Genomic DNA, 26,214 nt, shown 5'->3' with positions numbered 1-26,214 from the left:
TAGAAATAACCAAAGGTTTGACGCTTACCGGCGAATTGCTGCATACTTTAGCCCAAATTTACTAATTTAGCTCTTGTGGCTTGTAAACACCCAACATAGTAATAATGGTCATAAAGAAATTATAACCTGCTAAAAATGATGAGATTTATTTCTATACTTTTTTTAACGCTTCTGGCGATCAGCAACATCGAATGTGCCGCACAAATTGCATCATCAAATCAAAGTACATCTAATAAATCGGGAATTATTACCGGTGCCGACCAGACTGACAAATATTTGCCTTATCTAAAAGGAAAACGAATTGGGCTGGTTGCCAATCAGAGTTCCATAATCGGCAGAAAAAGCAGCGTAGACAGCTTACTGAGCCTCGGAATTAATATTGTAAAAGTATTTGGACCTGAGCATGGTTTTAGAGGCAATGCCAGTAACGGAGCTGTGGTGGGCGATGAGAAAGATGCTAAAACCGGCATTTCAATCATTTCTTTATATGGTAAAAACGAGAAGCCAACAAAAGCACAGCTGGCGGATATCGACCTGATGGTCTTTGATATTCAGGATGTGGGCTGCCGCTACTATACCAATATCAACACGCTTGAGTATGTGATGGAAGCCTGTGCGGAAAACAACAAAGAACTGCTCATTCTTGACCGGCCAAATCCTAACGCCTATGTAGTAGATGGGCCGGTAATGACTGATGATAAATTTAAATCTGCCATTGGGATCCATTATACACCCATGACGCATGGCATGACTATCGGGGAATTTGCGCAATACCTTAACGGTGAAGGATACCTGAAAAAACAATGCAAAATAAATATTATAAAGGTGGCCAACTATGATCATGATATGCCTTATGTATTGCCGATATCCCCCTCCCCTAATTTAAACACACAGCAAGCGGTGATGCTTTTCCCGAGCTTATGTATGTTTGAAGGGACAGCGATCAATGAAGGCAGGGGAACTTATATGCCATTTACGATATTGGGAGCACCGGCATTGAAAGGCAAGTATTCATTTTCATACAAACCGGTGAGTATTCCCGGAATGAGTGAACAGCCACGTCACAAAGACGCTGTTTGTTATGGCCTTGACCTGCGCAATTATGATGTTAACAAACTTCGGAAGAGCCGCCAGATTGATTTGTCCTGGTTAATTGAATTATACAAAGCCTATCTGGACAAAGCTAATTTCTTTACTCCTGGAAGAGCAAATCAGGACGTATCCGCTTTTGATCTGCGCATAGGTACCGATCAATTGAGAAAACAGATCATAGCGGGCGTATCGGAAGCGAATATCAGAAAAAGCTGGGAACCCGGATTGCAGAAGTTTAAGGCGATACGGGCGAAGTACCTCCTGTATCCGTAATTAATTAAAACAAATCGATGGTACAATAGTGAACAGATAAATCATCAGAACATGGAATTCAACCCATTCAACAATGTAGTCAAACTCTGCCTTCAAGGTATGGGTATGGAAGAAAGCGGTAAACCTGAAGAAGCGAGTAAACTTTTTCTTCAGGCCTGGGAGGAGGCGACAGACGACTTGGAAAAATTTATTGCAGCTCATTATGTAGCGAGGCATCAAAAAAATGTCTCCGACAAATTACAATGGCTTGAAACGGCTTTGCAGTTTGCCTTAAAAATAAATAACAACACGGTGATGAGTGCCCTCCCTTCTCTATATGCAAACATTGCCAAATGCTATGAGGATTTAGGCGATGCTGAAAGGGCAAAAATGAATGATGACCTGGCAACTTCGTTTAATGACAACCCATCTGATAACGGTCCTTTTTATCATGGGACAAAAGCAGATTTGCAGGTCGGAGATTCTTTGATAGCGGGTGGCAACTCTAACTACAAAGCTGAACTCAAAATGAATCACATTTATTTTACCGCTCTCGTTAATGGTGCCGGGCTTGCTGCTGCATTGGCAAAAAGCGATGGGCCGGAGCGTGTTTATATCGTTGAACCGACAGGGAGTTTTGAAAATGATCCGAATGTTACAGACAAGAAATTTCCGGGCAATCCGACACGCTCCTATCGGTCAGAATCACCATTGAAGATCGTTGGCGAAGTGACCGATTGGGAGAGAATCGCACCTGAAGAACTCCAAAAATGGCGTGAAAAGCTGGCCGGTAATCATGGAGAAATTATTAATTAGGCTATGGTATCGCAGGTGGTATTGTCGCACCGGTAAAGGCTCTGGAAGCCTTAAGCAGCGGAGCTAACTGATTTCGCAGTTTGTCGATGATCGGATTTTTATATTTGTCCATATCTGCGCTGCAGATACTGCGCTGTCCGTCTATCTCCCCATCATTGTTTACTTTCCATGTTTTTGAAGCGTTGCCCTTAATGGAATCTTGCCAATGATAGCCCGAAACGCGCTCGCCTATCGGCACACAAGTAGGTGCCAGGCCGCCGCTGCACCGGTTAATCACCTGCCTTTCTTCTACCACATGTATGGAATCAGATCTATCTCTGATCAAAGCTGCCACTTCGCTTTCCACATACCTGGCAGCTTGTCCTGCAAAATTCCGCATAGCCGTAATCGCCGGGCTGTCTTTCGGATCTTTTACCGCAACATCTACTGTAGAAAGATCCTGATAAAGGCCAATGATCGCACTTGCACCTGATACATAAGCAATCAGTGCTGCAGCACCCAGGTTATTGGCACTCAATGCGCCAAGCGTACCGGTCATGCCGGTTACAATGCTTGAACCCCATGCATAAGTATCCTGCATATATCTGATACGTGTCTCGCCTGTAGTGCCTTTGATCTTATTCTTATACGGTAAATAGGTCGTGTTCAGCATATTGTTCAAAGCTGACAACGAACCTTTCAGTAGTGCTACATCATTTTCTTTCGATATTTGCTCTGCCGCACACCTGGCGGTTTTTAACACGTCATTCCAGGAAATGCCTGCCATTGCCTGGCTGGCAAACAGGCTGAGGAATGGCGTAAAGACCGTACCGATCTGGGACGCAGACAGTAACCTGTCGATCATGTCGAATATAAACCGGGTAGCGCCATCGTCCTGTATCGGGAGGTCCCAACCCCAACATGGGTTAGCAGCAGCTATAAGTACCTGTGTTTTTCTCTGATCTACCAGTGCATTGTTTTCGAATTTCAGCCGGGGCGAAGCAAGATGTATGGTGCGGAAATTGGTTGTACGCGTGACCACCGGAGTGCCGACGGCAAGATGTTCCCATTCTCCAGAAAGCAAACCTTTACCGGGTAGACCGGCTAATACTTCGCCGGCCATGAGCGGAAATTCAGCCTCCAGTTCCCGCATCGCACAATCTATTTTTATGTCTAATAAACGCATCTCGGCATCAGAAATTGGTTTATCAGGCGCAGTCTGTAGCGGAAGTGTTACGGGGCCACCGCGCAATTGGTTTACAGCATTGGAGATGGTTGCGTCTGAAGCGGTGTTGAAGCTGTTGATCAGGTCCGTTTCATAGTGAGCCGGAGCTGCAGCAGTGATTCCTTCCACAATGAAAGTGACACCGCCAATGTGGTTGTCGAGAGGTTTTTGCATGAAAATTGAATTTTAAGAGTTTTAATTATCAAAGCAAATTAAGAAAATATTTCCACTAAATATAGAAAGGATACAGTTCGACAGCCCCGGATTAAGTTCAGGAAGTTAAATCTCTACCGCTCCTTAACCCTGAACTCGGAAGCATTTTTTCCGGAATACTGTTTGAAAAAATGGCTGAAATGAGCGGGCGTTTCAAATCCCAGCTCATAGGCGATTTCTTTTACCGATTTATCGGTATAATGCAAGTACCGTTTGGCTTCGAGAATGATCCTTTTTCGGATAAGAACAGAGGGTGCCGGTTGTTTTAACAGCGCAAAGGAGTTGCTGAGTGTTTTAGGCGATTTGTTCAATGCTCCGGCGTAAAACCGAACTTCATGCTGCTGTTTGAAATTCCCTTCAAGGATCAGCGAAAACTGCCGGATCAGGTCCATTTTTTCGTCCGGGAATAACTTGTAGCTTTCGCTTTGCTGCTTGGCAATCCGGGTGGTTTTGATGATCACCCTTTTGAGCAATGTCCTGAGCATTTCCCCCTGAAAGTTGTCCCTGACCTGAAGCTCGCGGGAAAACACATTAGACAAGTGCTCTATTTCTGCCATTTCCGAGGGTTCCAGTTCGATAAACATCGGATGGTGGATTCCATAGAAGAGAAACCCAACACATCCGACCTCCTTATCGTGGTTAAGGATACAGTAAAATTCCCGGTTAAATTGCCAGGCCACCAACGCTTCCGGACGTTCAAACTGAAAGTGCTGGTTGGCAACCAATGGCAGGATGCTACGTCCCGGCATGGTATAGGTCACCTCGTCAATTTTTACCTGCTGCTTAACTCCATTGTTGTAAACGAAAGTATTGATGGGTTCAGGATCAAGATCCCGCAAGCCCCTGCCAGACAACAGTTCGTTGTTGTTGTGCATGACAAAACGCCCCAGTGTTCCCTTTTCTTTATATTCGCTGATCATTTTACTTTTGGTTATTTCATCCAGAACCTACGTGTTCGCTAAGATATCAACTTTTTAATAAGGCATAAAAGCTAGAGCACTTTGTAAATGGTCTGTGCGACCACTTTCAATAACTCAGGATTGAGCCTTTGTTTAAAATCCGTGTTGATGTATTCATACTGAATCTTCCCCATTTTGTCCAGGATGAATACGGAGGGAACAGGCAGCAGCAGATCCTGATCCAGGCCCCCGGTAGTTTTGACCAGCATTTCCGAATATCCTTTTGGTGCCTTGAAAGCAAGACCGAATTTTTTAGAAACATTCAGGTCAGCATCAGATAATAAAGTATAGCCTAAATGTGCTTTATCCAGGGATTTAGACAATTCATCAGGACTGTCCGTACTAACGGCGATCAATTGATAACCCATCGTTTCCAGCTCAGGAAGCAGTTCCTGGAGACCAGAGAGCTGTCTGGTACAATAAGGGCACCATCCACCCCTGTAAAAAATAAGGATGGTTGGTTTGCTGGCTATCGCCCGGTTGAGATCGAAGCCTTTTCCATTCACATCTTTTAAGCTGACCATTGGGATTGATTCGCCAATTAGCAAAGGGCTAATGTCCTCGGGATTTTCAGGAATACGATACTCCTGTTCTTCCATGTTTTTTTCCAACGACATCGCCGCTGTGCCTGTTTTCATTTTATTGCCATTCGTTTTCATTCCCTGGGCGCTTGCAATTCCTGGCATCAGTAATATTGCAATTCCCATTATTATTTTATTGATTTTCATTGATCTGTTGATTAATTAGCTGGTATGCAGATGGTCTTTTCGTTTTCAATTTTTGCAGATAAGAGGAACAACCTCTGCTCCTCTTATATGATGGTTGCTGAGCTGAATTACTGCAGTGTTACTTTGATCATTTTATTGAGATCCGGCAAGGTGGTGAATGTATTAGGATTCGGTACTGCCTGGATTGGTTTACTTTCTTCCAACGGTGTTCCTGCAAGATTGAATTGCGTGATCCCTGCTCCCGGGAATTGGTTCAGGGCAGTGCCATTATCGTACAAGGCGATAGAACTGGAAATATCCCCTTTTTGTGTTGCATCTACACCGTTTTCCTTAGAAGCGAAAAACCAGTCGTTGGAGAAACCATACATCGTTGCAATAGCCAGGCGATCCCCCTGAGCAACGCTCAATTGCTGTGATACACTGCTTCCTGCCTGAGTGCCTATTTTAGGAAGTAAAATTGTTGAATTTGCAGCAGGCAATACATATACCGCTTTTACACCGCTAAGGGTTTTCAGATAGCCAGCCATGCCGGTTGCATCGCCTTTTTGGGCAAGTTCTTTTAGCCCCTTACCACGATCGTTCTCTCCTGTTTTATAGATGGGATTATCGATGCCATTATAAACTACAACCAGGATTGGAGATAGTGGTGTAAAGATACCGGTCTGGCCCTTGATATATTCAGCCAGCGGCATATTGTTACCCATTTCTGCGATACTGGTCAGTCCATTTGCAGATGGTTTGCCAGATTCAAATAAAGGATTTGGATTTAAAAGATTCCCTCCGGCGATGTAAGAAATGGCCCATACGCCGGGGCTAAACGGTGTTGGATTGCTTGTCAGGCCAGACGTATTCTCGATGGTCAATGAGAAGGTAGAGTTGCCTTTGTATTGCAGGGTTGCTTTCATCAGGGAGGAGGCTGTCGCATAGCGGTTGCCTTGCAGGTCTGCTCCCATAACCTGGGTAATGTTCCCCGGGCTGGTTTCTGCCGTCCCTGGATGGCTTACTGCCGCTCCCGGAACCTGATTGATGCGTGTGCCATTATCCCAAAGCCTGATTTGTTCAGAGACATCTCCTGAAATAGGTGTACCATCCGCTTTGTACAAGGCAATACCCAGATTTTGGGGCGCGAAAAACAGGTCATTAGACCAGCCATACATGGTGGCAAAGGAAAGGGCTTGCCCTTTTGCCGCGGAGAACTCGAAGGATATTGCTTCACCTGGCATGATCACGGGCGAAGCTCCTGTATTTTTAAATGTTCCAGATTCTACGAGTGGCCTGGAATCAAGCACGTTTTCAATGGTAATCGTTGAGGGCATACCGGTAGGTGTCCCTTCATTTTTATCCTTTTTGCAGGCGGAGAGGATTAATGGTAAAGCTGCAAGGGAAAGCCAAACTAATTTTCTGTGTATCATAGTCGATGTTTTTGTATTTTGATACGACAAAGGTAGATGGCTGGAATGCGGTTAGAGATACCTGTACTTCCTGATGTACTGTCTATACTTCCCGATAGGTCTTTTTATATCGGTAGCCCAGGGACATTGTTATTTAAGAAAACCGTAATCTGCTTATTCTCAAAGCCTAAACTAAAGTGTAGATTTTGAACATATTTTTACGTCTAATTTTGCAAGAAACAACTTCTGAATGGCTATTTTCGTGGCAGCCACATCTAATCCAAATATTTTAACTAATCCGGCGCTATAAATGGAACATAATTGCTTAAATTGTAAGTATCAGATCATCGATCACTATTGTCAAAATTGCGGACAAAAGTCGAGCACACACCGATATTCAATTAAACATTTTGTTGAGCATGATTTTGTCCATGGAGTATGGCATGTGGATAAAGGAATGCTGTTTACCATAAAGGAACTTTTCACAAGACCCGGGAACAGTATCCGTGAATTTATCCAGGGCAAAAGGATTAACTATTTCAGCTTCGTTACGCTGATACTTCTGATCTTAACGGCATCCAGTTTATTAACCCCTTACATACATTTCAAATTGTCTGATTTGATGCCTCATAACAGCAAAGCTGCAATGAATTCTTTTGAGGAATTTGCCATCAAATACCCAAAAGTATTGGTGGTCGTTACGATACCAATTAATTCATTGTTTAGTTTTATCTGGTTTAGAAAGGCAAAGCTAAATTATTCTGAAAATTTGGTTTTAAATTCCTATAAGGCTGCGTCAGAATTGATTATCGCGCTTCTTTTTACGGTCTTCGCCATATTCTGCAGCAACATTAAAACACTCACTTTTGTTTATTTTTCGCTAATCATGCCTCTGATCTATGCCTACGGAATCTGGTGTTACTTTCAATTTTATTCGGTCTATGGTTATAGTAAAAAAGCATTGCTTTTCAGGAGTATTTTAGTAATCCTCTCCTATTCCCTATTCCAGGTAGTTGTTGGATTTGCCTGGGGACTGGTTCAGGCATTACAACACAAAACTTTTTAATGTAAAGAGTCAGGGCCTTCTATTCCTCTTTATGCTGAAAACAATATTTCGATAGAACACGAAATTGACTTATTGCAATTTCACCATATGGATATATATGATAAAACAACAAAAATATCGCGGAACTTTCACGGACGACTTTGGGACGAATGACATTGATATTTTAAATGATTTTGAGAACCTATATTTTGAAATAGACGGAGTGAAATTCGAGGGGCTGGAATTTGGTGACTTTGAAATTTTAAACAAAAAAGATTATTCAGACCAACAACTGGAAAGATTTACATTTAGTGCTGCAGCAATCTGCAATTACAAAATGACTATTTTTATTCCGCAAGTTATCATTGACAATGTAGAGAATAGAACTTTTACGACTAACCTGATCCTTGAATATGATCTGGGGAAGCCAAAATTACCCAGAGGATTTGACCTTAAGCTAAGGCTAAATGTAATCATTGACGGCCAAATTTTTGAGGGATTTAGTGACTATGATATCAGTTATGCTTTTGATCAGATACTAGAGCAGTTTGGAGATCAGTATAAATTGAAAAATTGCTATGGTTGCTTATACAGCGACTATAGCCCATATGGACAAAAAGGATTTGGCGGATTGTATTGCTTTGTAAGGCAAAAAGAGAAATACCTGAGCGTTGAAATTCCAAAAGACAGTTATAAGTTCGATTATTTTGAAAAATGCGAAAACGATTACGACATTGTCCAGGAAACATTTTGTTGCGACAAGTACGAAATCAGAAAACAAGGAACAGGTTATCGTGGCTGATTTTAATATAAAAGCCTGCAAACAACTGCAGGCTTTTATACTTACTCTTTGATTATTTTATGGTTTCAATTTTTGTTCCTAACAAGTGTAAATCTTCTCCCCTCCCGATTTCGGTTGATGCTTCTCCCAACCATCCATTTTCCTGATCTACTCCGGTGTAAACCTTTACGAAGTCAATGCCCGGAAGCGTTACTTTGTTTCCATTTTTATCAATAGCCCATTCGATATCAATACCGGAATTGTCATGTACATTAGGATAGTTGTCTACATATCCGTAGCTAAACCCATATTGCACATAGTAACTCCCTTGTCCGCTTTCTTCAATACCATTCCTCGCCAGGCGAACACCTTTATAAGTGATCTTATCGTCTTTCACCCAGGCAGGGTAATAACTCTGTGCATGAAAAGTATTCTTCACTTTATAACCCTGTTGCCCCTGGTTATCTGTCCAGCGGATATAGTTGGCGATACTGATATTGTTTTGAGGCGTACCAACGGGGCTTTCCGTTGCCGGCCGGTCATAGGTCATTTCATAACTGCGAAAGGTACGCACATCGTTATTCTTGCCGACAGCGATCGCATACCATAGCTCTTTTTCAGCAGATAAGTTGCCACTGCCCTTTATTTCATACCATTCATCTTCATCGGGCTTGCCGTTCTTGTTTTTATCATAAGCGACCATCACAATTCCTGGCTCGGAACTTCCGCCAAAAGGTGCATTCGGACGAGGGTTCGCAGCAGCACCGAAGGCATTTCCATGAATTCTAAAATCGCGTCTTCCCGCTACATTTACGATGGTATGGTCAAAACCCAAGACTACATATCCGCCCCAGCCTCCCAGGCTGATCGTATTGGCATTTTCTCCCACAAGCTCTTTTCCTGCTTTGCCAACCATTGTTTCATGAGTATCACCAGAGATGTATTTTGGCAGTTCGTTTACAAACTGACCGGGCGCCGGCAGGTAATCGAATACTTTAGCGATATAGGCTGAAGCAAGGCGTTCTGGTTGCCGCACGGTGACGAGCAAGGTATCGGCCAGACTACCCGAAGATATTTTTAGCTTATAAACTCCCCTATCCACGGTTGCAAACATCGCCGAGGTCGTATTTGTGGCGGCAAGACTGTAGCGCTCAGACGAAGGAGACAATACCTCCCATTTCAGATCATTCTGACCTGCAAACTTCTGTGATGCTTCCAGCGCGAGGATTGTATTGGTTGTGGTCTGGAAGTTTAGGTACCGGCCGGTAGTGATCTTTACTACTTTTTGGAAAACGTTACCGGAATTGTAGGCAATAACGACCAGGCTGTAAGTGCCAGGTTCAGCAGGCGCCCGGAAATTGTACTCCATAGCATTGGCTACCCTTTTACCGTTAAGATGCCATACCAAAGAATCTACCTTGTTTTCGATCGCAGGTTTAAGCAGCATGGCCTCTTTGACCACGACGTAATATTCCGCATCAAGTCCGGAGATGCCAGGTGCAGGTGCTGCTATTTCCCTTTCTTTTTTGCAGCCACCGACTAATAATATGGTAACAGCAGTCAGGTATATTAGAAATTTGTAAGATGTATTCATTTTGTCAATTATGATTTGCGCTATCGTGAGCTGATAGCAGTATTATTAAAAAGCCGGGCGTATTTATAGGATTACAAGGTCACCTTGACGTTGTCTATGCACACATAGGCTGGTGAATTTAGTCCGTAACTGCCTGAATCGTTACCTTCAATATTGAACTCAATACGTGTAACGTTACCCAGGTCTGAAAGGTCAAAGTAAGTCCAGGAGGTTAAAGGGCCTGCAACAGGCAAGTGGTTATTGTATCTTGCAAGGTCAATTTCAACAGGGTCACCATTATTTGTGGCTCCGTTGCTATCAAATCCATACGCCAGTAATTTCAAATATCCCGTTCCTCCGGCGATGTCTTTTAGTGGTGTTGCCACTCCGGAACCGAATGTATTGCCATTCTGGATTACTCCATAGGTATAAGAGGAAAGACATACGTACATTCCCTCTACCACTCCGCTGCCGGATGTAAAATCAAGCTTAGGACGTGTAGCGTAAGAAGAATTGTAAGAATCTACGTAACCAAACATGACCGCAAAATTGCTGCTGCCAGCATAGCCACCATTTTTGGCACCATCCGTACCGGAATAAACACTACACTGATTAAGGTAAGAATACCACCAATCACCTGTTTTTCCTGGAGCATTTGATTTGTTGTTCCAGTCGGAAACCACAAAACCTCCGTTCCAATAATCAACCGGGGATCCTCCGCCGGCACCTTTGATCGCAAACTTCAAATTGCTTGGCGAATGTACGTAGGGTGCGATTTGGGTACCAGCCCAGGAAGAATAGGCATTATCTCCATAGGATGTATTGTTAGCCATGTAGCTACTTCCGATACCTTCAAAAGTGATGGTATAGCTTGACAACAGGCTCTTTTGTGGTCCTGCCAGGCTTTTTTTCTGCGAAGGGATCTCTGGTATCAGGTCATTCTGTTTCGTACATGAAGCCAGTACACCAAGGGAAATGGTTGCTATTAGTAATGTTTTGTTAATAAGGGATTTTTTCATCAGATTGTGATTTGTTTTTTTAAGGTTATGAAGCGATCATGATCTTAGTATTCATTTCGTTATGCGATTTGTAAGATCATGATGGTTTCATTGGATTGTGTTTGTTTTTTAGGTTATGAATCGGTTTTGCCCGGCTTTTTTTTAATTTTTGAGGTGTTTATCCAATATAGATCCTACCTGTAACATGCGCCCCTCTTCCATATTGTAATCGGTCATCACGTTACCTGTACTCAGATCCTGTTGAAAAGGATAGACTATCTTCTGCACTTTTACAAAATCGATTCCTGGCAATTGAATGGTCTCTCCTTTTTTGTTCACCGCCAGATCGATGTCAATATTCAATTTCTGAAGAAAGGGAGCAGCACCGGTAAGGTTCCTGCTAATGCGCTTTCCCTTGCGGGAGAAAGAAGTTTTCCAACCATCTAGCATGGCCGTTTGTTTTGTCGCGATGTCGGTCACGGCCAGTCCTGGAAAGAACCCCCTGCTAGAGAACGCTCCAGTAGTGGTCATGGAGCTGGTAAAGGTTTTGTTGGTCACGATCTCCCCCTTTCCAAGGCTCGGTTGGTTATCTTTCCAATTAAAATAGCTGTATATCCTTTTAGCGTCCGTTTCCGTTTTATTATAGGTAAAGATCATTTCGTATTCCGGGATATCTTCCTGTCCGTAATCATCGTTTTTCAGCTCACACCATTCGTCTTCGTCCGGAGTACCGTTTTTATTACGGTCGTAAGCCACATAAACTGCTGGTAGGTCACGGTTCGAGTAAAAAGCGGTCAACTCCAGATCGGTTTTACCGGAAACATTGGCAACGGTATGGTCAAATTTAAAAGTGGCAGATCCACCCCAGCTACCCAAAAAAAGTGCAGCGTTGGCATTTACTTTTCTTATACTGGTTGCTTTAGTCAGAAAATCATTGTAAGCAAGTGGATATTCGTCTCCATATTTCCAATTGTCCGCAGATCCGATAATAGACCAGTTGTGGTTTTTACCCGGTGCAGGAGCATACTCGAGTACAGTATAGGCGTTTTTCACATACTGTTCGGCCTTTACGGTTATCTTACGTGTAGACGTTACCGTCTGTTTTCCAGCTGTGGCACGAAGTGTAAGCTCAAACGTCCCCGCCTCAGGGGAAATAAAGCTCAGGTTTAATTTCCTGCCGATAACCGATTCTCCGATAGACCATTCATAATCGTAATCCTTACGGTCCGGACCGGTAATGGCCGGTGTAATCTCCAATACGTTACACATGGAGACATCCAGCTGATCAGTTAGTGAGATCACAATCGGCTTTTCTACAATTAATTTGAAAGATTGCTGGTCGGTACCGCCTTTATTGGTTGCTTTGAATGTTACCTCAAAAATTCCTGGCGCAGTGGCCTGAAAGGTGTAATTGAGTTGACCAGAGGCGGTTTCCTTGCCATTCACCAACCAGATATAGTTGTTTCCTTTGGTGTTCGTGATATTGGGTGCTAAGGTCAATTTATCGCCGATGTTTAGGATTGTTGCGTCTGTGTCGACCCCGGAAATGCTTGGCTTAACCTGTAATTCCTTTTTGCAGGCAGAGGCAAAGAGAATAACGATGACCAATAGTTTTAGAAAAATAATATCTTTCAAGTTTTTCATGTTTGGGTTTGGGTTGTCTGAATTTTAATAAAATCTTTATCTGTTATTTGGGGAACAAGGCAAGTAGGTTGCGAGGTTTTGCTCAGGAATGAGTTCTTTAGGTACAGGAGCAGCTCCCATATCCGGGAATATAGCATCGCAGAAGGTCTGCTGTCCATATAGATTATTGCCAATAAATGTTAAAAACGTTGTCAATAACGTTTGCAATGCGTTTGAGATATACATCAATATTGATTCAAATAGCTTAGCGGATGACATGCGAAAACAACTCGGAGATGACCACGGGGGGCCTGCGAAGTAAAATAACTCCGGTCCGGTTTGGATTCAAAACCTCATCCTCGAAGGCTTTAAAAAATTATATGTATTGGCAGGTCTCCTGACTTATTCCCAATTTGACGGCCTTCCCATTTTTATTCACTAAAAACAGTGGCAACTAGATGTCAATTGTTGTTATAGAACTTACAGTAGCGGGTCTGTTCAGGATTTTCACCTGATTCCCTATTAATTCTAGCATTGTGAAATTTTATGCTAAAAACCAATTACGGCGCAATAGTACACAAAGTTATTGATATGAAGAAGAGGTTATAGTAATAAGCACAGGTATTATCAAAAGAACTAATGGTTTTTTAAATGTAAGAAAGCCCTGTGTTTTGTAACAATTAATCTTTCTGTTCCTCTAAGTTAATACTTGATAGATTGAAGAATAAAACTAATTTTATCAAAAAAAACTTACAATTATCACCCTATGGGACTATTTAGCAGATTATTAGACGAGTTTATAGATGTTATTGAGTGGGTAGACAACAGTCAGGATACTTTAGTTTGGAAATTCCCGCGTAATGACAACGCCATAAAAATGGGCGCTAAACTCACTGTGCGTGAGTCGCAGGTTGCCATTTTCATGAACGAAGGCCAGATTGCGGATGTCTTCAGTCCTGGTATGTACGAACTCAGTACTCAGAACATTCCGATTCTGACTACCCTGAAGAGTTGGAAATATGGCTTCAACAGCCCCTTTCAGGCAGATGTTTATTTTGTCAGCATGCGTCTTTTTGTAAATCAAAAATGGGGTACTAAAAACCCTGTGATGCTGCGTGACGCCGAATTCGGCCCTGTTCGTTTGCGTGCTTTTGGTACATTCAGCTTTAAAGTGCTGGATGCCAAAGCATTTCTCACCCAAATTTCCGCGACGAATCCTAATTTTAGTATAGAAGAGATTAATGACCAGCTGCGTAATACTGTAGTTTCCCGGGCAATGGACGCAGTAGCGGAGTCTAAAATACCGGTACTTGATCTTGCTGCCAATTACAATGAAATGGGTCTGTTGATTACCCAAAACATACAACCTGATTTTGCCGAACTCGGGCTTAGCCTCAGCAAATTGCTTGTTGAAAATGTATCCTTACCACCTGAAGTAGAGCAGGCACTCGACAAACGCAGTCAAATGGGGATCATAGGGAATCTGGGTGCTTATGCTCAGTTTCAGGCAGCGAATGCGATCGAAAAATCAGCGGAAAACACCATTGGTGGCAACCTTGGCGCAGCAGGTATGGGAATCGGTGTTGGTGCAGCTATGATGGGACAAGTGGGTAATATCTTTCAGCAAAACCAGTTTGATCCCAATGCAAGAGGTGCGGATACACCACCATCGCTAAATACGGTGGAATATCATTTCGCAAAGGACGGAAAACCTGATGGCCCTCACAGCCTTGATACGATTAAAACGCTGATTGCTTCTAATGTGATTAACAGAGAAACCCAGGTTTGGAAAAAAGGAATGGAGACATGGGCTCCGGCAGGATCGGTGACTGAACTGTTTGACCACGAACCACCACCACTAGCTTAATTTCATGAACAATACGATTAGTCCCGGCACCCTCACTCCTTCTCTGAAATGTAATGGCTGTGGTGCATTGCTGTACTTTACACCTGGTACAAGGAACCTCAAATGTGATCATTGCGGCGACAGCAATACTATAGGAACTGATGAAACAGATACATCAATCAAATCTATTGATTATGACCATTTTATAAACCATCTTAGGGAGAACAAAAAGAGTGATGATTTGAAAGTGGTCAACTGCAGCAATTGCGGTTCACAGACTACATTAAGCTCTTTTACCACATCAGATAAATGCTCGTTTTGCGCTGCACCATTGATCTTGAGTCCGCAGGATGGGCAGCAATATCTGCCGCCACATTACATTTTACCATTCGAAATTAACAGGCAGCAAGGTATTGATTACTTTCAAAAATGGCTCAAGGGGCTTTGGTGGGCACCAACGGATTTGGCAAAAAATGTAGACAGCAGTTCTTCCGGCCTTCAGGGAATTTACTTGCCACATTGGATCTACGATACGGACACCATTACCGATTATAATGGACAGCGTGGCGACTATTATTACACCACTGAAAACTATACTGTTACGGTTGAAGGCAAAACAGAAAGCAGGACAAGGGAAGTTCAGCATACCCGATGGTCATCGGTATCCGGTAGGATTACTTGTAGCTTTTCTGATCTTATTGTACCTGCAAGTAAGTCTCTTCCCTCTAAAACGTTAAACAAACTTGCTCCCTGGAATTTCCATCGGTTGGTTAAGTTTGACGAACGCTACATGAGCGGCTTCCGCTCCGAAACCTATCAGATTGACCCTCAAGAAGGTTTGTTGATGGCCATTGAACAGACCAAGGACCAAATCAGATCTGCAATACGAAATGATATTGGCGGAGATGACCAGCAAGTTGGCGATATCGAAACGGATTACCCCAATAAGGCCATAAAATATATCATGCTGCCAGTCTGGGCCAGTGCTTATTCTTACAACAACAAAATCTATCAGTTCACGGTTAATGCCAGTACCGGTGAGGTAATCGGGCAGCGGCCCATAAGCGCGATGAGGATCGTTCTTTTTATATTAATGGTCTTGGCCGTCATTGCGGTTGGAATGTTGCTTTTGTAATGATCTGTTAAATTGGTAAAATAGTCATTCGTACATTTAATGTTTAGCAAGCAGGCCTGGATGGAAAAAAGGAAAATCACACCAAGTTTATCTGGTAAATTGTACGGCATAGAGATAGAAAAATAATGCTAAGTTTGAGGTATAGTTGAGCTAAAAATGAATTGGATTACACGTGAGAGACCAAAAATAGACCGCATCGCCTGCCCTTGGCTGATCAAAAGATTCATTGATAAAAATGCTGTTTTCTTTTATGTTCCATTTGACCAGGTAATTGATATCGCCTCCGAATTGGATGCCATTCCTTTTGATGTTCCCGGAGTTGAACTCACGCATCAAAAAGATCAATGCACTTTTGACGCTTTGATTAAGAAGTACAAATTAACTGATCCTGCGCTTCAGATAATGGCTCCGATAGTGAGAGGCGCTGATACCGACCAGCATCACTTATCCAGCCAATGTTCAGGTTTATGGGCAATAGCTGCAGGCATGGCTCATAATATTAAAGACGACCAGGAATTGTTGGAGGCTGGGAAAATCATCTATGATGCACTATATACATGGGCAAAACATCTTCAAGATGTAAAGCATACCGAAAGTCCTGTTGAACAATTACTGGTTGATGTTTATCAGAAGTTCCTTAAAAAAGGAAAGACTGGCAAAATCCCTGCCTGGGCAACTGAGCTAAAAACCATCATACAAGATCAGATTGATACCAACCTTGCCCTGAGTTTAACAGGGATTTCTCAGGAATTGAATGTAAATCCGGCCTATGTTTCCAGAGCGTTCTCTAAATATTTTGACAATCTATCCTTTGGGGAGTATATCCGTAAACTCAGGATAGATAAGGCCATCGCATTTATCGAAACCAATAACTACGCGCTATCTGAGATTTCCTATTTGACAGGGTTTTCTGACCAAAGCCATTTTACCCGGATTTTTAAACTGGAAACAGGTAAAACACCATCCGAATACAAAAAAAGCACTACAAAAGGTAAAATACGTTCTAAGAGTTAAATCTATTCTATTTTCAGCTTGAGATACAGCGTAGCATTGTACTATGCAAACTCAAACTGATAAACCCTATTTTGCCATACTCCTTGTTGGTAGCCTCCTGATTTCAATTACTGGTTATTCACAGCAATCAGCTACCCCAATATATCCTAAAGTAACTGGATATGTTGGCATTGTCCACCCCATTGTTACCTTTAGCTCAGGAGGAAGCCACACCAATTTTAAAGACAGCTATGTTGTTGGAATGCCTATAGGCATTAACATCTGGAAGAGTGCAAAAATCGGTTTCAGTACCGAAATCGTTCCCTTTGTGAAAGCTACAAATAGCGGTAGCAGCGTAAACAATGTATTGTTCCATCCTGGTGTACTTGTTGCAATGGGTAACGGCTTTACTTTTGCTGGTCGCGCGGCATTTGAAACATCAGGCAGGTATGGCCTCACTCCCGTTTTTAATAAGGTAGTGAAGAAAAACAAAGGCAGCAGCTACTTCATCGCTGTTCCCTTACCCGCCCGTTTTGGGAATGATCTTCCCTTCTCTTTTGGCATTGGTTTCCAGTTTGGGATTTCATTTTAAACAGGTTAGACATGGAAAAAGAACGGATCATAAAGCCCGATTATTCAAGAACTGAACTTAGTACCTATTTTTTAAAATTAGGCACCTGGGGGTTCGGCGGACCTGTAGCCCTTGTAGGTTACATGCATCGTGATTTGGTGGAGCACAGGAAATGGATTACTGAAGAAGAATATAAAGAAGGCCTCGCCCTCGCACAACTGGCACCGGGGCCATTGGCGGCACAACTGGGCATTTACATTGGCTTCGTACATTACAGGCTAATCGGTGCTACTTTAGCAGGGCTCGCCTTTGTCCTGCCATCCTTTATTATGGTAGTCCTCTTAGGCATTGCCTACAAGTTATATAGTGGATTACCGGGGATGCAGGCCGTGTTTTATGGGGTAAGTGCTGCTGTAATCGGGATCATTGCCATCAGTGCTTATAAGCTGACCATTAAATCAGTGAGTAGCCTTGACTTTGCAGCCATCAGATCCAAGTGGCTGTTATGGATTTTTTATCTGGTTGGAATTGTGGTCACTGTGATCACTGAAAAAGAAGATATTTTGCTTTTTGCAGGTTGTGGCCTGATCTACATGGTTGTTAAGTCGCCACCAAAATGGATCAAACGACCTGCCTCTGCCCCATCTATCCTATTATTTGGCATTGGATTTTGGCAGTATGATGGAAAGACCCTTCAGGAAATCGGCTGGTTCTTTCTAAAGGCGGGTGCATTCGTATTTGGCAGCGGCCTGGCTATCGTTCCCTTTTTACATGGCGGCGTGGTTCAGGAATTTGGCTGGCTTACGGAACATGAGTTTTTAGATTCCGTAGCTGTAGCGATGATCACCCCCGGGCCTGTAGTCATTACAGTTGGATTTATCGGCTATCTCGTGGCTGGCTTTCCCGGAGCCTGTGTAGCTGCATTAGCTACTTTTTTACCTTGTTATATTTTCACAGTAGCACTGGCACCTTCCTTCAAAAAGATTGCAAAGAATGCCAGTATCAAAGCATTTGTAGATGGGATTACAGCCGTGGTGATTGGTGCGCTTGTAGGTGCTGTAATTATTATCGCTCTGCGGGCAATTGTAGATATTCCTACTGCCTTAATCGGCATATTTAGTATGCTCGCTTTGATCTATCTAAAAAAAATAAAAGAACCGCATCTCATACTAGCATCGGCTATAGTTGGAATCATACTTAAGACACTTTAATTCATTTGGGCTACCTTACCAGCAAAGCTCGCTTGAACCCTATATGGAAAGGGAAACAACCATTTTCTTGACAAATATGTCCCATAAAAAACGAAAAGCTGAATTGCTAAAGCAGTTGTTCGAAATTTCCGAACAACTGCTATTTGAATAATTAGTTATTGACTTATTTATTTCGAGAAAGCGTCAGAGATTCCTTTCAGGATGCTATTTCTCAATTTGGAGTTCTGACGGTCCAGTAGTATGATCACACCCCAATTTTTTGCTCTATTGTAAGCTATCATCGAAGATTGTCCCAGAGTATCTCCAGATTTGATATAATTTGTCTTCTGATCATCTGTCATTATATTTATCCCTAACCCCAATTCTCTATTTTCATATTTATAGTAGATTTTTTCCGTAATTAACGCAGCTTTACCTATTGCAACGTCCTTGTTTAAAACCGCTTTTAGATACTTAACCATGTCAGCAGCATTAGATTTCACCAATCCGGCGGGAGCTGTAACATTCCATTTCATGAATTCCTGAACATTGCCATTTGGACTGTGGCCAGTTGTCCTGTTTTTTACATTAAAATCTTTTGTCAGCGTATTTTTCATACGTAATGGCGTTATGATTTTGCCGCTGATAATTTCATCGTAACTCTTGCCATACACTTCTTCCACTATCTGTCCAAGCAAAGCAAATCCAATCGTAGAATAACGATATTTTCCATAATCTTTTAACTCAGTACAATTGTTGATGATCGCAGTCAGTGTTTCTTGATTTACACTACTCATAGGCTGTTGCGGATCCAGTGCGATCAACTTTGCTAAATCCAGATCAGGTAAACCAGATTGATGAGATGCGAGATCTGAAATCTTTACCTTGTTTTTAAGGTTTTCATGTAACACATACGCTTTCGGAAGGAAGTTGTCGATGTAATCATCTATTTTTATTTTATGATCAAGAACCGCCTGGGCGATTAAATTTGCTGTCAGAATTTTAGTAATCGATGCAATTTCGAATAAGGAGTTTTTATCGATAACAGTTTGATTTTCTGCATTCAACTTACCATATGTCGCATAGTGTTCTTCATTATTTTTGATAAAACCAACACTAATACCTACGTCAGGATTTTTTTGATGATGATCCGCTATTATTGAATCAATCTTTTTGGAGATGTCTTGTCCAAAAGAAAAGTTGCTTAGTAATAATAATGCTGCGAAAAATTTAAATGAGGTTTTCATTGTATCGAATTTTTATGTTAATAATTATTTCGATACAAATATGTGGAAGATGAAAACGCTGTGCGACCGAATAAAAACATTCGTACTCATTTGTTTGAAAAAATGAGTACGAGTATTTAAAAGAACAAGTACGAGTAGTTACAAAAATCTGTTTTACAGGTTTTTACGACAATAAGTTGGTATACTGCCTGTATGTTTTTTAAATGCGCTATGCGATTGGTATTCACTAAATCATAAAAACGCTCTTCTACGATAGACTTCTTTAGTTTCAACAACTCTTCACTGTATTCTTTTACAGTTACAGCTGTCGGAAATTGTAAGAAAAAAATTGAGCTTACTTATCCTTTCACAAGCATCAAACCCATAATTTTTTTGATGATATAAGACCGAAACGATGACTCCATAGATTATATATTGCAGGTGCTATTTCTGCAGACACCAGGTGGTCATTGCCCGCAGATTCTGGACATTGGTGGTCTTGATTGGCTCATGTTGGGTCGCGCCCAGCGCTTTGGTAAAGCTGAGCAGCATTTCCTGACTGACCAGAAAACGCTCAGATCCGTCTGGCAGAAGATACCTCCCGTTTCCGATTGATCTGACGAGATGCTCGATACCAATATCCGAAGCCAGGCGGCAGAACAGATACCCTCCCGGACGGACCACCCGCCACATCGAGCTCAACATTTCCTCGAAATGCAGGGCGTCATTCGCAAAGTGGAGTACCGCGCTACTGATCACCAGATCAAACGTTTCATCCTTGAATGGCAGATTTTCCACAGCACCAATCCTGAAATTGTCCTGTGGCGAATGATCAGAAAACGGTGCAGCCAGCTGTTTGATACTGGCAATATGGTTTGCTGATGAGTCAACACCGTAAACCTGGTATCCCGACTGTAGAAAGTAGGCAACATTCCTCCCCTGCCCGCATCCTGCATCCAGGACCAACTGACAGTCGTCGTATGTCCCCTTTAATAACTGATCAAATAAATAGATGTCGATATTACCAAACTGCTGGCGTAACGCTTCTTTCATAAAGTTTGTGTTTTAAAATTATGGGTGATGCAATAAGCCTGTAGCCTTCGCAACCCGGCAGGCTTCCATTGCGTTGCTTACATTAAGCTTCTGAAAAATATTCTGCCTGTGCCTGTTCACGGTATGGATACTTAAGGACAGTTTACCGGCTATCTCCTTACTTCTCTGTCCGAGGTTGATCAGCTGAAGGATCTGACCTTCCCGCGCGGATAGTATATCTTCGAACCTTCCTTCCTCACTATCTATAATTTCCCCTGTGCTGGTGTTGATGATCACACCTTCCGGAACCTCAAATCCAGGATGATCATACACCATGTTGTACAGACAAAGGGCCAGCCAGACGTTTCCTTGTTCGGTACTGCTCAGATACAGCAAACGATGTCGGATCAACTGGTATTTATTTTCGCTGTTCCTTATTCTCAACTTCGTAATCAGGTTGTAGTTAAGACGTTCATTGGGTTCAACTGACTTGATCAGCTTAAAAAAGTTAAATTCAAGCCGGTACTTCTTTTGAAGGTCTTCGGGATGCACCCGGCTAAGCAAATCATCTTCCCAGATGGAATTAATTTCTGTCTGGCCAGGTTCAAAACCCAGCTGTTGGGCAAGTCCACCAGGATAGATAAAGCTTTTTCTGGCCTCCATGTCACTCAGTACACTGATGGTGTTTTCCAGCTTTGCATAAAGCCTGGCGATCGATTTGCAATCGTCGAGCTGCAGAACAGGCTGGGAAAAATCGGAAAAAGGTTGAGAGAACAGTTTTATATCCAGCAATTCACGTATCTGTGGGTTGTTCTGATGGTTATTTATAGCCATTTGGGTTGCATTGTCATTCTGTAAATTTGGAAGGGACAAGGTAAGATTTCAGATCGGAAATCCGCAACTTTCACATTATGGGAATTCCTAAAAAACCAGCTTAATGATACAAAAAACCTGTCTGCTCTTGCTATTGTTTATTGGAATAAAAAATGTAGTTACCCAAGACAGACGTAGCAACTTAGACCTGTTCTTTTCCAGCTTATTGCAGACCGGGCAATTCGTGATTGGCGTTTTTACAAGGCTATCTCCGTCTACTTAAATTTAGCGCTCTTTGGATTCGCGGCCGATTGTACCGTTGAAGGAAAATCGGATAAAGGTTTAATAAGATATTTAATATAAGTAAGGACAATGATTTGATCAATCCAAATTTGAATGCCACAAAAACATTAAAGCCCAGGACGATAAGCAGTATAATTACATGATCCAGTTCGGATTTTTTTGTCCGATAATATAAATTCATCAAAGCTTCGGTGTTTTTTTCTATTGGGCTGGACTTTCTAATGACTTTTTCCCAACCAACCCAAACCAATAATTTTCTGAAAAAGTTTATTCCAAGATGTTCGTATACCTTCCCTTTCTGCTCCCAGCCCTTTTCATTGAAGTAAGAAGAAGCAAGCGGACTTTTTAAGGCATCAGTAAAAAAAACTACAAATAGCATCAATAGGAAGTTCAGAATCCAGGCGAACGGAAAACCATCCATTTTAATATAAATAACCAGGGCATAAATTGAACCAATTGTAATTATTGCAATTAAAATTAACGTTAATATTTTCTTCATCTATTTAGGCTTCTAAGCTATCGTACAAGACTCAAATATATAGAATAGACCCGGTTACTAAAAACTAAAAAAGTGCATTTAACTAAGTTGAGCAAGTGTTTGTTGATTTTTCGGATGACGTTTTTTTGATACTTCATGAACATCATGGCATTACGGGAACCCATAAGGATATCTGATTAGAGCAAAATATATTTGCGCCAATATCAAATTAACTAAAAACACTACATTTTAAATGAAAAAAATTCTATTCCTGGCAGCCATCGCAATTGGCGCTTCCGCTTGCAAAAAAGACAAAATTGAGTATGAAAATGCTGCCTTCGAAGTATCATGTAACACCTGCTCCGTCACCTACGACAATGATGGCGATCAATCTAGTCAGGTAGTTAGCCCATCACTAAAAAAAGATCTAAAGCGACCTAGTAATGCGAAGATTACGATTACTCCAAAAGGCAGCACAATATTTCGATTTTATTTAACTGCTCAGGAAGTTTATTCAATAGTTGTAAATAGAGCCACAACATTTCGTTACGACTATAAATCAAATACTTTAAGCGATGGAACCAATACGAAAAGTTTTGGGGCTCCAAAAAGCAATTCCGGCAGTAAAGAAAGCAGCAAGGTATGTGGTGCCAGGACGAAAGAAGGAGGAAGCTGCCAGCGCGTGGTTAAAGGCGGTGGATATTGCTGGCAACATAGCTAATAACAGACTTTACATGCACGGTACTTGTATTTGCGAATGGCATCTGATTTACTGACTTTGATAACTTTTCGGCTGCAGGCTTGTATCCCCTTGCAGCCGTTCCTGGATTTGTGATAGGCAACTGCTGTTGGGCTGGTACAGATATACACCCGCGTGGTATCCGGCCTTTGATCCATATTGAGGTGCATTAACAACACTAAGTGTAAAAGTATTTTCATGATGAATGATATAATTTATAGCTCGTAGACGGCAAAAATTGGAATGTGATCAGAGACCTTGCGCGACTGTGCAAGATCTGGCAGTAGTCGGTAAAAATGAATCACTCCGGCAACTTTTAGCCTGATCCCGGCTGGCCTAAAGTAAAAGTTATCAAATTCTGAAGCGAGGCAGTCTTCATTCAAACAACGCTGGCGTAAGGTCGTTTTCTGTCTGATCAGTACCGGGATATAGCCCATTGATCTTAGAGGATTGAATACGCTATGGGACTGCGGCAGATTAAAATCCCCGCAGAAAACCAGCTGATCGTCAGGATAAAGTGCAGGTAGAAACTTGAAATATTTGACTTCACGCTCAGGTTGCTGAGATTTCGTAATCGCATGATAGTTGACCAGTGTCAGATTTTGACGACCTAACCGAAACCTGCCGTAAAACGGCTCCCGTTCAATCTCGGATCCATACTGACGTTCCAGCCAACCCTTACCTACTCTGCTGACTCTGGCACTTTTCCACAAAAAAGCGTAACGTTCCGCCTTATACGCCGAATATCCGGAAGTCACCTCACTAACCTCATATTCCCATTTCGTTCCCTTTCTATTCAGTTCATCGGCCAATCTCGCAACTGCCTGTGCTCCTCCAGGTCCGGCAACGATCTCCTGGATGGCCACGATATCATATGCTGAAAGGGTTTTGGCGATTATTTCTATTACCGCGTCACTTTTAGACTTACCCATGTCTTTAAGATTCCAGGAAACAATGCTCAGCCTGCCCTGAGCGATGGCACTCAGATTGACAACAAGAAAAAAGAGGATTAGTAGTCGTTGTTTCAATGTCTTTAGGTTAGATAAGTCCGTTGTCTTTGCAATGAGCCACCAACTGTTCATTCTTGGAGAATCCGAGCTCATCCTTCATTATTCTCAAACGTTTTTCTATACTGCTCAGCTTTGAAGGAGTAATCTTGTTGGCCTCCAGGTAGGCAGGGATATCCTTCTGAAAGGTTCCCGAGGAAAGCTGAGAGATAATGGCAATATCCAGCGGTGTAAAGTGATGCGCTTTTTTCGTCCTCATTACTTCTCTGAGGTCAGGTGGCATATAACGTTTACCCTTTGAAATTTCTTCAATAGCCAATTTTAGATTCTTGGCGTCATGCCTGGCCTTACAGACGTACGCATTTATGCCCAGCTCCGTAAAGAGCCGCTCTACAGGGGCAATCCTGTTCTCCACAGAAAACACCAGAACCTTTAGCGCAGGCTGAAATACTTTAGCTGCGCGAATCAGTTCAACTCCTCCAGACAGGTGCTGCTCACGGTGATCCGGCTCAAAGGAAAGATCGGTGATCAACAGATCAAATGCATTACCGCTCTCTTTGGCTTTCCTTAAGAACATCAGCGCATCATCACAGTAATAGGTATAGGCAATTTCAGTTATGCCTAGCTGCTCCACGGTTCTGGTCAGTGACATGCTGATCATTTCCTGGTCTTCAACTATGAGTACTTTTTTGAACATGGTTATGATATTAATGTATCCGGAATGTTGGCAAAAGTAATCCATCTCACAAATGAATCCATACGGTTTCCCGTAGCGTACGCATTGCTTGTTTTCCTACATTGCACCCTTCAACGCATCAGAAATGTTCAAGGACTATAAAGATCTTGTCGTAAAAAGTTATAGGGAAAAGCTTGCAAGCCGGGAACTATCCAATAATCTGTCCGATCCGACCCCGGCAAAACTTAGAGATGAATGCCTGTTGGTTTATACTTCAAGGTACGATAAAGAGAGAGATGCTAAGACGCTTGAGGCTTTTTTCGGAAAGCCGGGCGAAAATGACGATTACTATCCAATCATTTATAACGTCAAAGTATCATTATTTAAACCTCTGGCTCAATATCTGCATGACACGAGCAGGAAACCCAATACGCGTAATATAGAGCTCTTAGCCTGGCTGATCAATTACCAGCCCAGGCCTTTTAGAAGTGGTTCCACTATAGTTGAACCAATACCGGCCTGGAAAGAATGGATCAAAAAACATCTGAGAGAAAGTGCAGCTGTACTTCTTTTAACCGGAATTATCGTGTTCTTGTTAATGAAGATACCGCAGAAAGAGCAGTGCATGTACTGGTCGGGAGACCGCTATAAAGCTATAGATTGTGATCAGAAGCCGTTCGATGCCCAGAGTATCGCACTGGACACATTTAAGCTTAATCATTTTAAAAGAATAACAAGACCGGACACGATGACGGCTTATTCCGTTGGAAGGGTCTGGTGTGTACAGATCGGAGAAATTCCGGATTGTTTCACTACCGATGGCAATCACCCCTTACATCCGGAGCGGGAGCTGAAAAGATTATCCCTGACCATATTAAGGAAACACTTCGGAACCAAATTACCCGATAGTTTACAAGATCAGCCAAAGTGATCACAATGATGGGCTGCGTTAGTAAGCCAATTCTAATAAAAGTCATCTTTGTTCCTCAACTATTTTCTCTAATGGGTTTAAAATCAGTGTTTACTACCACGATTATAGACATATTTCATGAAGTATAAGATTCAATTCTGAAAGAATTTATAAAAAAAGGCATGTTATGTGATCAAAATCCAGGTATAGAGACCGCATACTGCATTTTTAGTAAAAAAAATGAAAATTTTTAACCCTATATATCAACAGATTAGAAAGGAAATTGATTTAATTTTCAATATACAGCAATCAGGAGGTAGAATATTTGAGTAAAAATTATACTTTTGCACTCCCGAAACAAGGGAACAATAAATGATTCCGTAGCTCAGCTGGTAGAGCATTACACTTTTAATGTAGTGGTCCTGGGTTCGAATCCCAGCGGGATCACCAGATTCATCATCAAAACGTATAAAACCCTGCAAACACAATGTTAGCAGGGTTTTTGTTTTTTCAGGGGTATCAAAAGGATCAATGCCAAATGTTGTGGAGCAGTAATATGTTTTTCCGATTTTAAGCATATAGTTGAGTAAGTCTGAAAAGGAAGAATTCAATGTTTTTGA

Annotated in this window: 25 protein-coding genes, 1 tRNA gene and 1 riboswitch; of the genes, 12 read left to right on the top strand and 14 right to left on the bottom strand. The window is 42.1% G+C overall.

The window, feature by feature from the left end:
• Positions 1 to 135 precede the first annotated feature (135 nt).
• On the top strand, positions 136 to 1,365 hold the full coding sequence (locus tag BLQ87_RS29930) for an exo-beta-N-acetylmuramidase NamZ family protein (protein WP_074612582.1): 1,230 nt from the start codon (positions 136 to 138) through the stop codon (positions 1,363 to 1,365).
• 369 nt (positions 1,366 to 1,734) lie between these two features.
• Entirely contained in the window at positions 1,735 to 2,160 is a 426-nt protein-coding gene (arr, locus tag BLQ87_RS34310) for an NAD(+)--rifampin ADP-ribosyltransferase (RefSeq protein WP_074612690.1), read from the top strand.
• Position 2,161: 1 nt separating this feature from the next.
• Here arr and BLQ87_RS29920 read toward each other — a convergent pair whose 3' ends face one another.
• The 4 genes from BLQ87_RS29920 to BLQ87_RS29905 form a co-directional block, all read right to left on the bottom strand.
• Positions 2,162 to 3,538: a hypothetical protein gene (locus BLQ87_RS29920; protein ID WP_074612581.1), complete on the bottom strand. Its 1,377-nt coding sequence runs from the start codon at positions 3,536 to 3,538 to the stop codon at positions 2,162 to 2,164.
• Positions 3,539 to 3,651: 113 nt separating this feature from the next.
• A complete protein-coding gene (locus tag BLQ87_RS29915; RefSeq protein ID WP_074612580.1) occupies positions 3,652 to 4,497 on the bottom strand; it encodes an AraC family transcriptional regulator in 846 nt (281 codons plus the stop codon).
• Positions 4,498 to 4,568: 71 nt separating this feature from the next.
• Complete coding sequence (locus tag BLQ87_RS29910) at positions 4,569 to 5,264, bottom strand: peroxiredoxin-like family protein (protein ID WP_074612579.1); 696 nt, start codon at positions 5,262 to 5,264, stop codon at positions 4,569 to 4,571.
• 107 nt (positions 5,265 to 5,371) lie between these two features.
• Entirely contained in the window at positions 5,372 to 6,676 is a 1,305-nt protein-coding gene (locus BLQ87_RS29905; RefSeq protein WP_074612578.1) for a spondin domain-containing protein, read from the bottom strand.
• Between the two features lie 289 nt (positions 6,677 to 6,965).
• On the opposite strand from BLQ87_RS29905, the gene BLQ87_RS29900 reads away from it, so the two are divergent.
• Both BLQ87_RS29900 and BLQ87_RS29895 read left to right on the top strand, forming a co-directional pair.
• Positions 6,966 to 7,721 (top strand): DUF3667 domain-containing protein, encoded by a 756-nt coding sequence (locus tag BLQ87_RS29900; RefSeq protein WP_074612577.1) that lies wholly within the window; start codon positions 6,966 to 6,968, stop codon positions 7,719 to 7,721.
• A 97-nt stretch (positions 7,722 to 7,818) separates the two neighbouring features.
• The gene (locus BLQ87_RS29895) at positions 7,819 to 8,502 is read left to right on the top strand and encodes a DUF6304 family protein (RefSeq protein WP_074612576.1); all 684 of its coding nucleotides are present in this window, start codon (positions 7,819 to 7,821) and stop codon (positions 8,500 to 8,502) included.
• A gap of 52 nt (positions 8,503 to 8,554) precedes the next feature.
• On the opposite strand, the gene BLQ87_RS29890 is transcribed toward BLQ87_RS29895, so the two are convergent.
• The 3 genes from BLQ87_RS29890 to BLQ87_RS29880 form a co-directional block, all read right to left on the bottom strand.
• Positions 8,555 to 10,075, bottom strand: a complete 1,521-nt coding sequence (locus BLQ87_RS29890; protein ID WP_074612575.1) for a hypothetical protein — start codon at positions 10,073 to 10,075, stop codon at positions 8,555 to 8,557.
• A gap of 71 nt (positions 10,076 to 10,146) precedes the next feature.
• On the bottom strand, positions 10,147 to 11,073 hold the full coding sequence (locus BLQ87_RS29885) for a DUF4465 domain-containing protein (protein WP_083362126.1): 927 nt from the start codon (positions 11,071 to 11,073) through the stop codon (positions 10,147 to 10,149).
• Positions 11,074 to 11,214: 141 nt separating this feature from the next.
• Positions 11,215 to 12,696: a PKD-like domain-containing protein gene (locus BLQ87_RS29880; protein ID WP_074612574.1), complete on the bottom strand. Its 1,482-nt coding sequence runs from the start codon at positions 12,694 to 12,696 to the stop codon at positions 11,215 to 11,217.
• A gap of 349 nt (positions 12,697 to 13,045) precedes the next feature.
• Positions 13,046 to 13,251: riboswitch (cobalamin riboswitch) on the bottom strand.
• A gap of 190 nt (positions 13,252 to 13,441) precedes the next feature.
• Here BLQ87_RS29880 and BLQ87_RS29870 point away from each other — a divergent pair.
• The 5 genes from BLQ87_RS29870 to BLQ87_RS29850 all read left to right on the top strand — a co-directional run bounded on the left by BLQ87_RS29870 (position 13,442) and on the right by BLQ87_RS29850 (position 18,431).
• On the top strand, positions 13,442 to 14,542 hold the full coding sequence (locus BLQ87_RS29870) for an SPFH domain-containing protein (RefSeq protein ID WP_074612572.1): 1,101 nt from the start codon (positions 13,442 to 13,444) through the stop codon (positions 14,540 to 14,542).
• A gap of 4 nt (positions 14,543 to 14,546) precedes the next feature.
• Entirely contained in the window at positions 14,547 to 15,656 is a 1,110-nt protein-coding gene (locus BLQ87_RS29865) for a TFIIB-type zinc ribbon-containing protein (RefSeq protein ID WP_074612571.1), read from the top strand.
• A gap of 156 nt (positions 15,657 to 15,812) precedes the next feature.
• Entirely contained in the window at positions 15,813 to 16,670 is an 858-nt protein-coding gene (locus BLQ87_RS29860; protein WP_074612570.1) for a chromate resistance protein ChrB domain-containing protein, read from the top strand.
• A gap of 43 nt (positions 16,671 to 16,713) precedes the next feature.
• A complete protein-coding gene (locus tag BLQ87_RS29855) occupies positions 16,714 to 17,241 on the top strand; it encodes a hypothetical protein (RefSeq protein WP_074612569.1) in 528 nt (175 codons plus the stop codon).
• A gap of 11 nt (positions 17,242 to 17,252) precedes the next feature.
• A complete protein-coding gene (locus BLQ87_RS29850; RefSeq protein ID WP_074612568.1) occupies positions 17,253 to 18,431 on the top strand; it encodes a chromate transporter in 1,179 nt (392 codons plus the stop codon).
• Positions 18,432 to 18,598: 167 nt separating this feature from the next.
• On the opposite strand, the gene BLQ87_RS29845 is transcribed toward BLQ87_RS29850, so the two are convergent.
• From BLQ87_RS29845 to BLQ87_RS34105, 4 genes are all read right to left on the bottom strand, one after another.
• The gene (locus tag BLQ87_RS29845) at positions 18,599 to 19,657 is read right to left on the bottom strand and encodes a serine hydrolase domain-containing protein (protein WP_074612567.1); all 1,059 of its coding nucleotides are present in this window, start codon (positions 19,655 to 19,657) and stop codon (positions 18,599 to 18,601) included.
• Between the two features lie 423 nt (positions 19,658 to 20,080).
• Positions 20,081 to 20,689, bottom strand: a complete 609-nt coding sequence (locus tag BLQ87_RS29840) for a class I SAM-dependent methyltransferase (protein ID WP_074612566.1) — start codon at positions 20,687 to 20,689, stop codon at positions 20,081 to 20,083.
• Positions 20,690 to 20,707: 18 nt separating this feature from the next.
• The gene (locus BLQ87_RS29835; protein WP_074612565.1) at positions 20,708 to 21,502 is read right to left on the bottom strand and encodes a response regulator transcription factor; all 795 of its coding nucleotides are present in this window, start codon (positions 21,500 to 21,502) and stop codon (positions 20,708 to 20,710) included.
• Between the two features lie 244 nt (positions 21,503 to 21,746).
• Positions 21,747 to 22,163, bottom strand: coding sequence for a glycosyl-4,4'-diaponeurosporenoate acyltransferase CrtO family protein (locus BLQ87_RS34105; RefSeq protein ID WP_245723963.1), 417 nt, complete (start codon positions 22,161 to 22,163; stop codon positions 21,747 to 21,749).
• 352 nt (positions 22,164 to 22,515) lie between these two features.
• On the opposite strand from BLQ87_RS34105, the gene BLQ87_RS29825 reads away from it, so the two are divergent.
• Positions 22,516 to 22,983, top strand: coding sequence for a hypothetical protein (locus tag BLQ87_RS29825; RefSeq protein ID WP_074612563.1), 468 nt, complete (start codon positions 22,516 to 22,518; stop codon positions 22,981 to 22,983).
• Here the strand turns inward: BLQ87_RS29825 and BLQ87_RS29820 are convergent.
• The 3 genes from BLQ87_RS29820 to BLQ87_RS29810 are packed head-to-tail and all read right to left on the bottom strand — an operon-like array spanning position 22,980 to position 24,705.
• Positions 22,980 to 23,201, bottom strand: coding sequence for a hypothetical protein (locus BLQ87_RS29820; protein WP_216857882.1), 222 nt, complete (start codon positions 23,199 to 23,201; stop codon positions 22,980 to 22,982). The two genes, BLQ87_RS29825 and BLQ87_RS29820, sit on opposite strands and share 4 nt — an antisense overlap.
• 15 nt (positions 23,202 to 23,216) lie before the next feature.
• Positions 23,217 to 24,029, bottom strand: coding sequence for an endonuclease/exonuclease/phosphatase family protein (locus BLQ87_RS29815; protein WP_245723958.1), 813 nt, complete (start codon positions 24,027 to 24,029; stop codon positions 23,217 to 23,219).
• A gap of 10 nt (positions 24,030 to 24,039) precedes the next feature.
• Positions 24,040 to 24,705 (bottom strand): response regulator, encoded by a 666-nt coding sequence (locus BLQ87_RS29810; RefSeq protein WP_074612560.1) that lies wholly within the window; start codon positions 24,703 to 24,705, stop codon positions 24,040 to 24,042.
• A 124-nt stretch (positions 24,706 to 24,829) separates the two neighbouring features.
• Between BLQ87_RS29810 and BLQ87_RS29805 the strand changes: the two genes are divergently transcribed.
• The gene (locus BLQ87_RS29805) at positions 24,830 to 25,615 is read left to right on the top strand and encodes a hypothetical protein (RefSeq protein WP_074612559.1); all 786 of its coding nucleotides are present in this window, start codon (positions 24,830 to 24,832) and stop codon (positions 25,613 to 25,615) included.
• A 353-nt stretch (positions 25,616 to 25,968) separates the two neighbouring features.
• Positions 25,969 to 26,044 (top strand) — tRNA-Lys (locus BLQ87_RS29800).
• Positions 26,045 to 26,214: the final 170 nt, after the last annotated feature.

It is taken from the genome of Pedobacter steynii (genome assembly GCF_900103665.1).
GTDB lineage: Bacteria > Bacteroidota > Bacteroidia > Sphingobacteriales > Sphingobacteriaceae > Pedobacter > Pedobacter steynii.
Note: the sequence above shows the minus strand (reverse complement) of the source record. Positions and strands in the feature narration are given on the sequence as shown.